At 67.5% G+C, this 12,568-nt stretch carries 15 protein-coding genes; 9 read left to right on the top strand and 6 right to left on the bottom strand.

The annotated features are described in order from the left end of the window. Position 1 precedes the first annotated feature (1 nt). Positions 2-751, bottom strand: a complete 750-nt coding sequence (locus MU521_RS01600; RefSeq protein ID WP_092686551.1) for a hypothetical protein — start codon at positions 749-751, stop codon at positions 2-4. Between the two features lie 91 nt (positions 752-842). Here MU521_RS01600 and MU521_RS01595 point away from each other — a divergent pair, with 91 nt between their 5' ends. After that, positions 843-1,061: a hypothetical protein gene (locus tag MU521_RS01595; RefSeq protein WP_092686553.1), complete on the top strand. Its 219-nt coding sequence runs from the start codon at positions 843-845 to the stop codon at positions 1,059-1,061. A 1-nt stretch (position 1,062) separates the two neighbouring features. Here the strand turns inward: MU521_RS01595 and MU521_RS01590 are convergent, their stop codons facing one another. After that, positions 1,063-1,692, bottom strand: a complete 630-nt coding sequence (locus MU521_RS01590; protein WP_092686555.1) for a uracil-DNA glycosylase — start codon at positions 1,690-1,692, stop codon at positions 1,063-1,065. 116 nt (positions 1,693-1,808) lie between these two features. Between MU521_RS01590 and MU521_RS01585 the strand changes: the two genes are divergently transcribed. Further along, positions 1,809-2,018: a hypothetical protein gene (locus MU521_RS01585; RefSeq protein WP_092686557.1), complete on the top strand. Its 210-nt coding sequence runs from the start codon at positions 1,809-1,811 to the stop codon at positions 2,016-2,018. Between the two features lie 25 nt (positions 2,019-2,043). Continuing rightward, the gene (locus MU521_RS01580; protein WP_092686558.1) at positions 2,044-2,661 is read left to right on the top strand and encodes a class I SAM-dependent methyltransferase; all 618 of its coding nucleotides are present in this window, start codon (positions 2,044-2,046) and stop codon (positions 2,659-2,661) included. Here the strand turns inward: MU521_RS01580 and aroC are convergent. After that, the gene (aroC, locus tag MU521_RS01575) at positions 2,658-3,890 is read right to left on the bottom strand and encodes a chorismate synthase (RefSeq protein ID WP_092686559.1); all 1,233 of its coding nucleotides are present in this window, start codon (positions 3,888-3,890) and stop codon (positions 2,658-2,660) included. The genes MU521_RS01580 and aroC overlap by 4 nt on opposite strands. Positions 3,891-4,095: 205 nt before the next feature. Continuing rightward, entirely contained in the window at positions 4,096-5,388 is a 1,293-nt protein-coding gene (aroA, locus tag MU521_RS01570; RefSeq protein ID WP_092686560.1) for a 3-phosphoshikimate 1-carboxyvinyltransferase, read from the bottom strand. A gap of 89 nt (positions 5,389-5,477) precedes the next feature. Between aroA and MU521_RS01565 the strand changes: the two genes are divergently transcribed. Continuing rightward, complete coding sequence (locus MU521_RS01565) at positions 5,478-6,671, top strand: M24 family metallopeptidase (protein ID WP_092686561.1); 1,194 nt, start codon at positions 5,478-5,480, stop codon at positions 6,669-6,671. Here MU521_RS01565 and MU521_RS01560 read toward each other — a convergent pair. Next, positions 6,647-7,471 carry a DUF7537 family lipoprotein gene (locus tag MU521_RS01560; protein ID WP_092686562.1) on the bottom strand — a complete coding sequence of 275 codons (825 nt, stop codon included), beginning with the start codon at positions 7,469-7,471 and terminating at the stop codon, positions 6,647-6,649. The two genes, MU521_RS01565 and MU521_RS01560, sit on opposite strands and share 25 nt — an antisense overlap. A gap of 84 nt (positions 7,472-7,555) precedes the next feature. Here MU521_RS01560 and MU521_RS01555 point away from each other — a divergent pair, with 84 nt between their 5' ends. Then, positions 7,556-8,302 carry a prephenate dehydrogenase/arogenate dehydrogenase family protein gene (locus tag MU521_RS01555; protein WP_092686564.1) on the top strand — a complete coding sequence of 249 codons (747 nt, stop codon included), beginning with the start codon at positions 7,556-7,558 and terminating at the stop codon, positions 8,300-8,302. Further along, positions 8,299-9,714: a small ribosomal subunit Rsm22 family protein gene (locus MU521_RS01550; protein WP_092686567.1), complete on the top strand. Its 1,416-nt coding sequence runs from the start codon at positions 8,299-8,301 to the stop codon at positions 9,712-9,714. Before MU521_RS01555 ends, MU521_RS01550 begins: the two co-directional genes overlap by 4 nt. A gap of 1 nt (position 9,715) precedes the next feature. Here MU521_RS01550 and MU521_RS01545 read toward each other — a convergent pair whose 3' ends face one another. Further along, positions 9,716-10,027 carry an amastin family protein gene (locus tag MU521_RS01545; RefSeq protein WP_092686569.1) on the bottom strand — a complete coding sequence of 104 codons (312 nt, stop codon included), beginning with the start codon at positions 10,025-10,027 and terminating at the stop codon, positions 9,716-9,718. A gap of 106 nt (positions 10,028-10,133) precedes the next feature. On the opposite strand from MU521_RS01545, the gene surE reads away from it, so the two are divergent. The 3 genes from surE (at position 10,134) to MU521_RS01530 (ending at position 12,566) form a co-directional block, all read left to right on the top strand. Next, the gene (gene surE, locus MU521_RS01540; protein WP_092686571.1) at positions 10,134-10,937 is read left to right on the top strand and encodes a 5'/3'-nucleotidase SurE; all 804 of its coding nucleotides are present in this window, start codon (positions 10,134-10,136) and stop codon (positions 10,935-10,937) included. Positions 10,938-11,526: 589 nt separating this feature from the next. Continuing rightward, the gene (locus tag MU521_RS01535; protein ID WP_092686573.1) at positions 11,527-11,772 is read left to right on the top strand and encodes a DUF7120 family protein; all 246 of its coding nucleotides are present in this window, start codon (positions 11,527-11,529) and stop codon (positions 11,770-11,772) included. A gap of 113 nt (positions 11,773-11,885) precedes the next feature. Beyond that, positions 11,886-12,566: a carbonic anhydrase gene (locus tag MU521_RS01530; protein ID WP_092686574.1), complete on the top strand. Its 681-nt coding sequence runs from the start codon at positions 11,886-11,888 to the stop codon at positions 12,564-12,566. Positions 12,567-12,568 lie beyond the last annotated feature (2 nt).

Genomic DNA, 12,568 nt, shown 5'->3' with positions numbered 1-12,568 from the left:
GCTACTCCCGCACCAGTTCCGGCCCGTCCGCACCCGCGATCACGTCCACTCCCAACTCGGCCAGACACTGGGCGGTGTGGCCGGGATGATTGCGCCCGGCCTCGGCCCGCGCGGCAGTCTGTGTGATCGCCGTCACCAGATCTCCCCGGGACTCGACGACCGGCGTCATCGGCAGGAAGTCGACGCTGTGGTCGGCCGCGACGCCGCGGTCGGTCAGTGTCTCCACGGCCGGCGATTCGTACGCGTCCCCGAAGTCGATCCCATCGGCGAACCCAGCGTAGTACACCCGTCCGTCTCCCGCAGGACCGAGCACCACCTCGTGTCGCCGGAGCTTCATCGCCGCGTTGTCGACGATCCCACGGGTCAGGAACGCGGCCGTCGGCTCGACGACCGCGGCCGAGGTGACCTGCTCCTGGTCGAGCAGGTGCGAGACCGTGTTGCCGGCCCGCGCCGAGAACGACGAGCCGACCTGGACCTCGTACCGCGCCTCGTCGGGGGATTCGAGCGCCGGCGCGACGGCCGCCCGGACCTGTGCCTCCGAGGACTCACCGTCGTGGGCCGGGAGGTCGTCGTCGCCCCGGTAGTTGACGAGCAGGTCGCCACCGCTGGCCTCGACGGCACGGCACACGTCCCGAAGCATCGCAGTGTACAGCTTGACTGTCTCGGTTTCCGACAGCGGTGTTTCCGCGACGAGTTCCGACAGGACGAGTCCTTCGCGCGGCGGGTCCGCGAGTACGGCGACGGTAGTCATGTCCCATCCTCGGCGCGGGCGGCCCTTGAACGCGCCGTTTCGAGCGCCGGAACCACCCCCGTTTATGTCATCGGTGGGCCAAACCGGTGACATGATCTACGAACAGATGACTGGATTCGTCAGTGCAATCCTGATCGCCGTGATGCTCGTCGGCAGCGTCGTCGGAATCGCAACCCTGGTGGCGGATGTCCCGGCTGTGACCTCCACCGGCGCGGTCGGCGCGACCCTCGTGCTCACCGCACTCTTCGTCCTCGGCCTCGCGGCCGCCGGCACAGCCGGCAGCGACACCGTCTCGAACCCCTACTGGTAGCTCACCGACTGCGCCGCCCTTTCGTCTGCCGATAGTCCCGATCCAGCAGCGATGCGAGATGCTCCAGTAGCGCCGTTCGCTGGTCGTCCGTCTGTTCTGCCGGTGGAAGCATTGGCACGAGTTCGAACCCACGGCCCCTGATCGTCGTCCCGTGGTCCGCCGCCACGTCGAAATCGTCGGCCCGCTTGGTCGTGTACTCCAGCGCCAGCGCCTCTAGCGGCCGCTGTCCCACGGGCAGGATCACTTCGGGGTTGATCATCCGAACCTCGGCGGTCAGGAAGCCCTCGCAGTTGCGCACCTCGTCGTCGCTCGGCGGTCGCTCCGGGTGGTGACACCGCGTCAGCGTCGTCAGGAAGACGTTCTCGACGGTCGGCTCGTCGCTATCGGGCGCGTCGACGAATCCCAGCTCCGAGAGGATCGACAGGATCGCGCGTCCGCTCTCGTCGCCGGTGAAAGGAATACCCGTCTCGTCCGCGCCCGAACCGGGCGCTTCGCCGAGGACGAGAAAATCCGCGCTCACGTCGCCGTAGCCGTGGACGACCTGCGTGCGCGTCTCACAGAGCGCCGGACACTGCCGACAGTCCGCGTCCATCCCGAACGGATTGGCGACCGTCTCCTGGTTCGCGTCCATAGGTGAGGCAGGGCCGGGTCGGTGATAAGCCCGGGGTCGGACGGGGCTCCGTTTCACCGGCCGACACGTCGAAACGATGGGATACGCTGACAATGTTCGATTCCTAAGCGGAGGTGATGGGTCACCTCAGACGCCTCGCCGAACTGGCCTTCCTGATCGCCTTCGGGCTGACCGAGATTACGACGACGGTCTTCGACCAGTACCCGATACTCATGTGGCTCGGCGCGGTGGTCGTGCTGGCGATTCTCGTGGACTCGCTCCGCTGTGCGCGGTCGCAGTGGCGGCAGTTGCGCGAGGCTTGGTCCGGCAGCGAGGCGTCAGGCTGATTTCGGCGGCGCCCCTGATAGACGTATGCCCTCGGTCCTCTCCGAGGCCGACCGACAGCGACTCCTCGACAACGACGACGAGCGCTTCTACGACCAGCCACGGTTCGTCCAGCACGTCGACGAGCCGTTTCGTGAGCGACTGACGACGCTGTACCGCGACCGGTTCTCGCCGGACGACGACGTCCTCGACCTGATGAGCAGCTGGGTGTCGCACCTCCCGCCGGATCTGGAACTCGGCGAGGTGATCGGCCACGGCCTGAACGAAGCCGAACTCACTCGGAACGACCGCCTCGATAGCTGGTTCCGCCAGAACCTCAACGACGACCAGAGGTTGCCCCTAGAGAGTGCCTCGGTCGACGCCGTGCTGTGCGCCGTCTCCGTCCAGTATCTCCAGTACCCCGGACGGGTCTTCGCGGAGGTGGCACGCACCCTCCGGCCCGGTGGTTTCGTCGTCGTGAGTTTCTCGAACCGGATGTTCGCACAGAAGGCGATCCGGGCGTGGCGGTCCCGGTCGATGGACGAACGGGCGGCGCTCGTGGGCACGTATCTCGATTCGACGGGCGCGTTCGACGACCCGACCGTCCACGCCGCGGTCGAGCACGGACGGGATCCGTTCTACGCGGTGACTGCAACGAAACGTTAGTCGTCGTCCTCGGTCGTCTCGGCCTTCGTCGCGGCGTCTTCGGGGTCGTCCTGCGGGCTCGACGGGTGGTAGTCGGTATCGTACTCGCCGGGTCGGTCGTCGATGCGGTCGGGGTTGATCCGACCGGAGAGCAGCATGAAGTCGAGGATGGTGATGTTGAGCATCGCCTCGACGACCGGGACCGCCCGGGGCATCAACACCGGGTCGTGGCGGCCGACGACCTGGATCTCCTTGCGCTCGTCGGTCTCCCAGTCGACCGTCTCCTGCTCGGCGGGGATGGACGTCGGCGCGTGCCAGGTCACCTCGCCGTAGATGGGCTCGCCGGTGGTGATCCCGCCCTGCAGACCGCCGTGGTCGTTGCCCTCGGGGACGGGGTCGCCCTCCTCGCTGACAGTCTCGGGGTGGGACTCGCCGTCGTCGAACTCCCAGTCCTCGTTGCGCTCGGTGCCCCGCATCTCCCGGGCGTCACGGCCCTTCCCGTACTGGAAGGCGGTCGTCGCTGGAACCGAGAACATCGCCTGCCCCAGGCGCGCCGGGAACGAGTCGAACCGCGGTGCGCCGAGGCCGCGGGGGACGCCGCGGCACTCGAAGTAGATGGACCCGCCGATGGAGTCGCCCTCCGTCTGGTACTGGTCGATGGCCTCGCGCATCTCCTCGGCCGTCTCGGGGTGGGCACACCGGACCTCGTTGTCCTCGGTGTGTTTCAGCATCTCCTCGAAGGTGACCGGCGGTGCCTCGATGTCGCCGACCTGGTTGACGTGGGCCTTGACCTGTACGTCGTACGCCGACGCGTCCAGCACCTGCTGGGCGACGGCACCTGCGGCGACCCAGTTGACGGTCTCGCGGGCCGACGAGCGGCCGCCGCCGCCCCAGTTGCGCGTCCCGAACTTCGCCGAGTAGGTGTAGTCGCCGTGGCTCGGGCGCGGGGCCGTGACGAACGGCTCGTACTTGCCCGAGCGGGCGTCCTTGTTCTGGATGACCATCCCGATGGGCGTGCCTGTGGTGTATCCATCCTGTATACCGCTGTTGATCGTCACCTCGTCCGGCTCGCCCCGGGAAGTGGTGATCATCGACTGGCCGGGTTTGCGGCGGTCGAGTTCTCGCTGGATGTCGTCCTCGTCGATCTCGACGCCTGCCGGGACACCGGAGACGGTACAGCCCATGGCCTCCCCGTGGCTCTCCCCGTAGGTGGTCACCTGGAAGAGCCGCCCGAAACTGTTGCCGTTCATTACTGGTTTCTGAGTGGCCCTGGCATTTGAAGGTTGAGAAAGCGTCGAACCCCGCCTTCGCCGCACGAGGGTTTATTTCGGAACCCGAGACCACCACGGACCATGCACTGACCACCACCGCGGCGCAGTCCGCGATAGCACGGGACACTGCGCCGCGGCCGTCCGTCCCGTCTGTTCGCCCCCATCGCTCACTACCGGCGAGCCGTCACTCCCGAGTGACCGTCGCCCCGATTCCCTCGAACACGTCGAAGAAGTCCGGGAAGGACACGTCGACGTGTTCACCGCCCTCGATGGTCGTATCCCCGTCGGCGACCAGCCCTGCTACCGCCAGCGACATCACGATCCGGTGATCGGCGCGCCCGTCGACCGTCGCGCCCTGCAGGTCGCTCTCGCCACCGTGGATCGTCAGGGTGTCCTGTTCCTCCTCGACCGTGGCCCCCATCGCCGTCAGCTCCTCGGCCACCGCGCTCACGCGGTCGGTCTCCTTGTACCGGACGTGTTCGCAGTCGGTGATCGTCGTCGTCCCGTCGGCGACCGCGCCCAGCACCGCGATGGTCGGCAGGAGGTCTGGCGTGTCCTCGACGCCGACCTCGATCCCGGAGAGCGAGGACTGCCGGGTCGTGATGACGCCCCCATCACGGTCCCAGTCGATGTCCGCACCCATCCGCTCCAGGACCTCGACGATGGCTGCGTCACCCTGCGCACTGGGCTGTGCCCCTCTCACTTCGAGTTCGTCGTCGGCCGCCAGCGCGCCCGCGGCCAGCAGGTACGACATCGAAGAGAAGTCGCCGGGGACGGCGTACTCGCCACCCGCCGGCGCGTAGGACTGCCCGCCGTCGACCCGGAAGCCCGCGTCGGTCTCGACGGCCTCGACACCGAACGCGTCCAGAACTTCGATGGTGATCTGGACGTACGGCGCGGACTTGAGTTCGGTCTCCAGGTCGATTTCGATTCCCTCGTCGGTGACCGCGCCGGCCATCAACAAGGCGGTGATGTACTGCGAGGACACGTCGCCGGGGATCGAGACCGATCCACCGTCGACCGGTCCCTCGACCACGAGCGGGGCCTGCCCGTTCCCGCGGGTGCTCTTCGCGCGACCGCCGAGTTGCTCGACCGCGTCCAGCAGCGGGCCCTGGGGCCGCGACCGGAGCGAGTCGTCGCCGCTCAGGACGGTGATCCCGTCGGCGAGCGCGCCGGTCGCGGTGATCAGTCGCATCGTCGTCCCGCTGTTGGCGCAGCCGATCACGTCGTCCGGAACGTCGGGCTGGCCACCGAACCCGTCGATGTCGAGGGTGCTGTCGTCGGCACTGCGGTCCACGGTGCCACCGTAAGCCTCGACCGCGCGCATCGTCGCTCGCGTATCCGCGCTCACGAGCGGGTCGGTGACGGTCGCGCCGTCGGCGTATCCCGCCGCGAGGATCGCGCGGTGGGTGTAGCTCTTCGAGGGCGGAGCCTGTACGGTCCCGCCAACCCGGGATGGAGAGATCTCGACGTTCATGCGGGAGTCGTCGCAGTCCCTCGGCATGAGGGTACCGGAGCGTCCCGAGGACCCACGAGGTTTTGTCGGTCGGGACCGGACACCGGCGTATGGAACCCGATCTCTCCGCTCTCGACGCCTTCCTCGACGAGGCGGGCGTCGGTGGCTTCCTGATCGACGCCGCCGGCGACGACTCCGACCAGCTGTACCTCTCCGGGTTCGACGCACCGGACCCGTTCCACACGCTCTACGACGGCGAGGTCCACCTGCTGGTCTCCAGTCTGGAGTACGGCCGCGCGAAGACCGAGAGTCGGGCGGCGTCGGTCGAGCGCCACGTCGATTACGACTTGCCTGCGCTCGTCGAGGAACACGGTCGCTTGGAGGGGGGTCGCCGCGTCCTGGCCTCGTTCGTCGAAGACCGCGGTGTCGAGTCGGTGGCCGTCCCGTCACGGTTCCCGCTGGCGACCGCCGACGGCCTTCGCGAGCACGGGGTCGAGGTCAAGTCCCCCGATACACCGCCCATCGGCCGCGGCGGGACCAACGTGATCGAGGGCATCCGCGCGACAAAGACCGACGCGGAAGTCGATCACGTCCGCACGGCTCAGCAGGCGAACGAAGCCGCGATGCGCGCCGCCGAGGACCTCATCGCCGCGGCGACCGTCGCGGACGGGACCCTCCGCTACGAAGGCGAGCCACTTACTAGCGAACGCGTCAAAGAGGCGATCGAGGTGACGCTCCTCCGGCACGGCTGTGCGCTCGACGAGACCATCGTCGCCTGCGGGGCCGACGCCGCCGATCCTCACGACCGCGGGAGCGGCCCGCTCGCGGCCGACGAACCGATCATCGTCGACATCTTCCCGCGGGACAAGGCCACGAAGTACCACGCGGACATGACCCGGACCTTCCTGAAGGGCGAGCCGTCCGAGGAGATCCGCCGCTGGTACGACCTGACCGCCGAAGCCAAGCGGGCGGCTCTCGAAACCGTCGAACCCGGCGCGACCGGCGCGGCGGTCCACGACGCCGTCTGTGACGTGTACGAGGACGCCGGCGAACCGACTCTCAGGGACGACGAGACGACCGAGACGGGCTTCATCCACAACACCGGCCACGGCGTCGGGCTGGACGTCCACGAACAGCCTCTCGTCGGCCCCGGTGGTGGCGAACTCGAACCCGGGCACATCATCACCATCGAGCCCGGCCTCTACGACCCCGCAGTCGGTGGCATCCGGATCGAAGACATCGTGGTCGTCACCGAGGACGGCTACGAGAATCTCACCGACTATCCCGAGGCACTCGTCGTCTGAGACCCACTCGCCGTGGTATTTCGGCTGGCTCGAGCTTCGTCCAGCCACTCCGGCGGCTGGATCGGCACGTCCCCGACCTTCGTGACTCGGTAGTCGACGGCGTAGACGAACGGCTCGCCACGCTGGGTGCCCCGCAGGTCGATGCTCGCCCGACGGATCACGCCGCTCGATGCGATCAGGATTCGGCCCGACGAGTCGTTCAGCGTCACCGTCGCGTCGGGGCCGGTGGCCGCGCTGGTCAGGTCGAAGGCGGCGTATTCTCGGCCGTCGCGGGTGACGTTTCCGGCCGGCTCGAAGTCGCCGAACTCGTAGATCCGTCGGAGTTGCCGGGTGCGGAGACTACTGCCGTGGACGGTGTTGACGAAGGCGACGCCACGGTTCCCGTCGGTCGTGAACGTGACGTTCTCCGTCCCGAGGTCGGCTGTGTCGAACGTCGTCGAGCCGTTGGCGACGAATCTCGTGAACAACTGCGCACCGTCGACGTACCGGTCGAGGCTGCTGTCGGCCGTTCGTCTGTGAATCAGCTGTCGCTCGCTGCCTGGGTCGCTGGCGACGCTGACTGTCTCGTTCGTACTCCCGTTCGGTGTCCTGATCCGCACGTCGAGGCTGAGTTCGTACCCCCGATCACGAAGCGCGTCCGCGTGTGCCGCCAGTCGGTCGTACGGGATTCCGGGGCCGCCACCGGTTTCGGTCGTGTTCCCCGGTGGGGGTCCTGCGGGCTCGGGCCGCTCAATCCACGAACACCCGGCCAGAATCGTCGCGACGGCGACAAGAAGCGCGAGTGCCACCCGCCTGTCCATACCGGATAGCGACAGGGCGGCGGTAAAAGGCTCGTGGTCGGCGACCCGAACCGCTTTTGAGCGGGCCACGGTTACCACGTCTCCATGAACGTACTCGTGGTCGGTGCCGGCGCGATGGGCCGCTGGTTCGCCGACGCGGTCCGGGCGGGCCCCGACGAGGTGGCCGCCGCCTTCGCCGATCCCGACGACGCGGCCGCGACCGCCGCCGCCGAGGCCGTGGACGGCCGGACCGTCCCGCTCGACACCGACGAGTCCTTTGCTGCGGTCTGTATCGCGGTCCCGATCCCGGTCGCCGTCGAGGCCATCGACACCCACGCCGAGAAGGCCGAGGACGCACTGGTCGACGTGACCGGCGCCGCCGCCGACCCCGTCGCCGCAATGCGCGAGGCGGCCCCCGACCGCGAACGGCTGAGTCTCCATCCGCTCTTTGCCCCGGAAAACGAACCCGGGAACGTCGCCGCCGTCGTCGACGCTGCCGGACCGACGACCGACACGATCCAGGACGCACTGCAGGCCCGCGGCAACACCGTCTTCGAGACGACTGCGGCCGAACACGACCGCGTCATGGAGACCGTCCAGGCCAAGGCCCACGCCGCCATCCTCGCGTTCGGGCTGGCTGCCGATCCGGTGCCCGAGCAGTTCCAGACGCCCGTTTCCGCCGCGCTGTTCGATCTGGTCGAACAGGTCACGGACGGCGATCCACGCGTGTACGCCGACATCCAGACCGCCTTCGAGGGAGCCAGCGACGTGGCCGCGGCGGCCGAGGAGATCGCGGCGGCCGACGACGACGGGTTCGGAGCCCTGTACAGCGACGCGGGTGATCGCCGATGAACGCCGACCAGCGTGAACAGGTCCGGGACAACGCCCGGTACCTCCAGTCGGTCCGCCCCATCGACCCCGAGGAGATCCAGGAGTACGTCGAAGGCCAACCCCATCCGGCCACGATCACGCAGGTCCTGCGGGAGGACGCGTTCGATCTCGGACTGCTGGAGAACGAGGACGGGACCTTCGAGCCGGTCGAAGAAGGTACCCTCTCGGTCCCGTTCCACGGCGTCGAGAGTTTTCCGTCGACGTACTCGATGGCGCTCGAAGACATGTTCGTCGAGGAATACGGTGCAGGCTGGCCGGAGGGGGAGTCCGGCGACGCGATCCGCGAGCGGATTCGCGATTTGAAGAGTGACTACCTGTGGGGCAACGACGTGGACTACGACGCCGAGACGGCGCTGGCCTACGCCCTCTATCACCTCCCGAATTACTACGCCGCCGTCCAGTACGTCCTCGCGGACCTGATCGCGGACGGTCTGTGCCCCCGGAAACTGCGTGTTCTCGACGTGGGCGCGGGCGTCGGTGGCCCGGCGCTGGGACTGGCCGAACTGGTCCCCGAGGACGCGCTGGTCGACTACCACGCCGTCGAGCCAAGCGCCGCGACCGGCGTTCTCTCGACCCTGCTCGAAGAAACCGGCCGGAACTTCCGGACGACGGTTCACGAGTCGACCGCCGAGGACTTCGAACCCGACGGGGAGTACGACCTGATCCTCTTCGCCAACGTCCTGAGCGAACTCGACGACCCTGCCGGCGTCGTCGACCGCTACCGGGACGCGCTGGCGGCCGATGGCTCGCTCGTCGGACTCGCGCCCGCCGACCGCGAGACTGCCATCGGACTCCGCGAGGTCGAGCGCGCCGTCGAGGACGGACTGACAGTCTACGCGCCGACGGTGCGGCTCTGGCCGTCGGCGACGCCGACCGACGAGGCCTGGTCGTTCGACGTACACCCCGACCTCGAACCGCCGGCCTTCCAGCGTCGCCTGGACGAGGCGGCCAGCGGCCCGGACCACGAACCCGGCGAGTTCGTCAACGTCGACGTGCAGTACGCCTACACGATCATGCGACCGGACGGGAAGCGCCGGATCGACTTCTCACCATCCGTCAGCGAGTTCGCCCGGATGGCCGAGATGGACACCCACGTCTCGAACCGTATCGACGTGGCGGCGATCAAGCTGAGCCACGACCTCGCCGGCGAGGACGCCCACCCACTGTTCAAGATCGGCGACGGGAGCGAGCAGGTCGCCCACTACGCCGTCCTCACCAAGGAGTCGGCGCTGAACAGCGACCTGGCGACGGCCGCGTACGGCGACCTGCTGGTCTGTGAGAACGTGCTGGCACTCTGGAACGACGACGAAGAAGCCTACAATCTGGTGGTCGACGGCGAGAGCGTCGTCGACCGGGTGCCCGCCGACGCCTGAGTTACTCGGCGTCCGCGCCCAGGCCTTCGCCGGTCTCGAACCACTCCGCGAACGAACCGAGGGCGAGCAGCCAGACGAAAGCGAGCGTCCCCGCGCCCAGCAGCCCGAGGATCAGCGCGATCCACCACAGCCCGAGGCTCTGTAGGAGCGCGGACGTGGCCGCGACGAAGGCGAGAAAACTCGTCGCCAGCCCGACGAAGACGAACGCGCTCCGGAGTCGGTCGGCCCGCGATTCGTCGAACTGGTCGAACAACAGCCACCGACAACTCCCGAGTGTCGATAGATTCTCGGGTGGGGTCTTCTCTTCAGTCATATACAGTGTACTTATAAAAACCGTTATATAAAAACTGGTGCCGACTCAGTTCCCGAGCGTCGCGGGTGAGCGGTGGGCTTTTGCGAGGGCCGTCCTACCACTCGACATGGCCGATCCGGAGATTCTGTTGACGAACGACGACGGCATCGGGAGCACCGGGTTTCGCGCTCTCTACGACGCGCTCTCGGCCGCCGGGACGGTGACGGCCGTCGCCCCTGCCGCGGATCAGAGTGCCGTCGGCCGCGCGCTCTCACACAACGTCGAGATCCACCAGCACGAACTGGGCTACGCCATCGAGGGGACGCCGGCAGACTGCGTAATCGCCGGCCTGGGAACGCTGGTTCCCGACGCCGACCTCGTCGTCGCGGGCTGTAACCAGGGGGCCAACCTCGGCTCGTACGTTCTCGGCCGGTCTGGGACGGTCAGCGCCGCCGTCGAGGCCACCTTCTTCGACGTGCCGGCCATCGCCGTTTCCCTGTACGTCCCCGTCAGCGAAGACACGAGCTACACCGACGTGGACGTGGACCCGTCCGCCTACGACAACGCCGCCCGCGCGACGCGATACCTCGCTGATCACACCATCGACGCCGGTGTCTTCGAGCGTGCGGACTACCTCAACGTGAACGCGCCCGTTCCCGAGCAGAGCGGTGACGGGCCGGCGGAGATGGTCGTCACCGAACCCTCTCGAACCTACATGATGGACGCCGAGCGCCACGACGGGGAGATTACTCTCCACGACCGCATCTGGGAACTGATGGGCGAGGGCGAGATTCCCGACCCAGAGGGGACCGACCGCCGCGCCGTCGTCGACGGGAACGTCAGTGTCTCGCCGCTGACGGCACCGCACACCACCGAACACCACGAAGCGCTCGACGCGCTTGCGGAGACGTTTCCCGACACTGCCGACTGACACGCAGGAAGCGGAAGCCCACCCCTTCAGGGGTGGGTCCGAGCGGCACCACGCCCCGTCAGGCCACCGCCGATGGCTGTCTGCATCCCCAACGTTTAATCTACCGGAATCCGTACATAGAGGCACTCAAGACGGCGAAAAACTGGCAGTTGGATTGGGGTCTGCCCGGTGGACGAAAGGCTACCACACCGTTCCCGCGAGGGCGTCCCCGTGGCCCGCAAGGAAAATCAAAAAGCAACCCTGCGCCGGCTTGGGACGCGCCGCCACGCGGTGTGGCGGCGCGTCGGGTCGATGGCCCGGCCCGCGGCCCGGTGAACAACCGGGGACGACAGTCGCTGGGAGTGGATACGGCCCGCAAGGGCGAACACGTCAGACCCCGGATGGGGGCCAAACCAGAGTCCCGCAAACCGGAGTACCCGCGAGGGGAAATTTGCCACCGGGTGCGGCATCACCGGGATGCCCACCGCGCGTGGAATCCCACGGCTTCAGCCGTGGGAGGAGGTCAATCGTTTCACAATCCCCTGTCGACCGCGTTTCGATCTCACGTAGGAGACCCAAACCTTACCTGCCTGTTCCCCTGAGCGGGGGTATGGCCAAGATCGAGATGGAGCTGTCAGACCGCGTCGAGAGCGACATCGAACGCATGGTGAACAACGATGAGTTCGTCAACTGGGACGAGGCCGTCGAGAAACTGCTCACGCAGGGGTTGAACGCCTATGGCCCCGCCGAGGAAGAGAGCGAAGAACTCGGCGGCGACATGTTCCAGCAGTCCGTCGCCGACCAGCAGGACCCCGCCATGCGCGACGACCCCGGTGAAGACGACTACACGCTGTAACCCGTCGCTCGCTTCGAGTACAGGTCGACAAGTCCTCGCGAGCCGACCGCCGCTATTTGTCGATAACGTGTGAAAACCAAGAGTTACCATGGTTCCGTGTGCCTCTCGTGAGTATGGACCAGACGTTCGTCGACCTGCTGGCGCGAAACGCCGAACACGCCGAGCGGTTCGAGTCGCGGTTCGACGACGTGCAGGACGCCCAGCACCCTGCCGTCGTCACCGTCTGCTGTTCGGATTCGCGCGTCCTCCAGGACCAGATGTGGGGGAACGACGAACCTGGCCGGATCTTCACCTGTGGCAACATCGGCAACCGGGTCGTCCAGCGGACCGCGGTCGGCGAAACCGTCTCCGGCGATGTCCTCTACCCCATCGAACACACCGGGACCGAAATCGCTGTCGTCGTCGGCCACACTGGCTGTGGGGCCGTCACCGCAACCTACGACGCACTCACTCACGGGGTGTCCGAGCCCGACGGAATCGGGCACTGTCTCGACCTGCTGAAACCCCACCTCGAACCCGGCGTGGACCGCCTGCCGGCCGACCTGTCCCGCCCTGATTCGATCAACCACCTCGTCGAGTACAACGTCGACCGACAGGTCCAGCTCCTCCGTGAGAGCGACGATGTCCCCGATTCGGTCACCGTCGTCGGTACCGTGTACGACTTCCAGGACGTGTACGGCGGTCGACGCGGCGAGATTCACGTCGTCAACGTCGACGGCGAGACCGACGTGGACCGTCTCCGGGCCGACCACCCCGAAATCGACGACCGGATCGACCGCCGCTGGGAGTATTGAGG

Origin of the sequence: Halorientalis regularis (assembly GCF_023698535.1) — an archaeon.
Taxonomy (GTDB): Archaea; Halobacteriota; Halobacteria; order Halobacteriales; family Haloarculaceae; genus Halorientalis; species Halorientalis regularis.
This window is presented reverse-complemented; position numbering and strand designations above follow the sequence as displayed.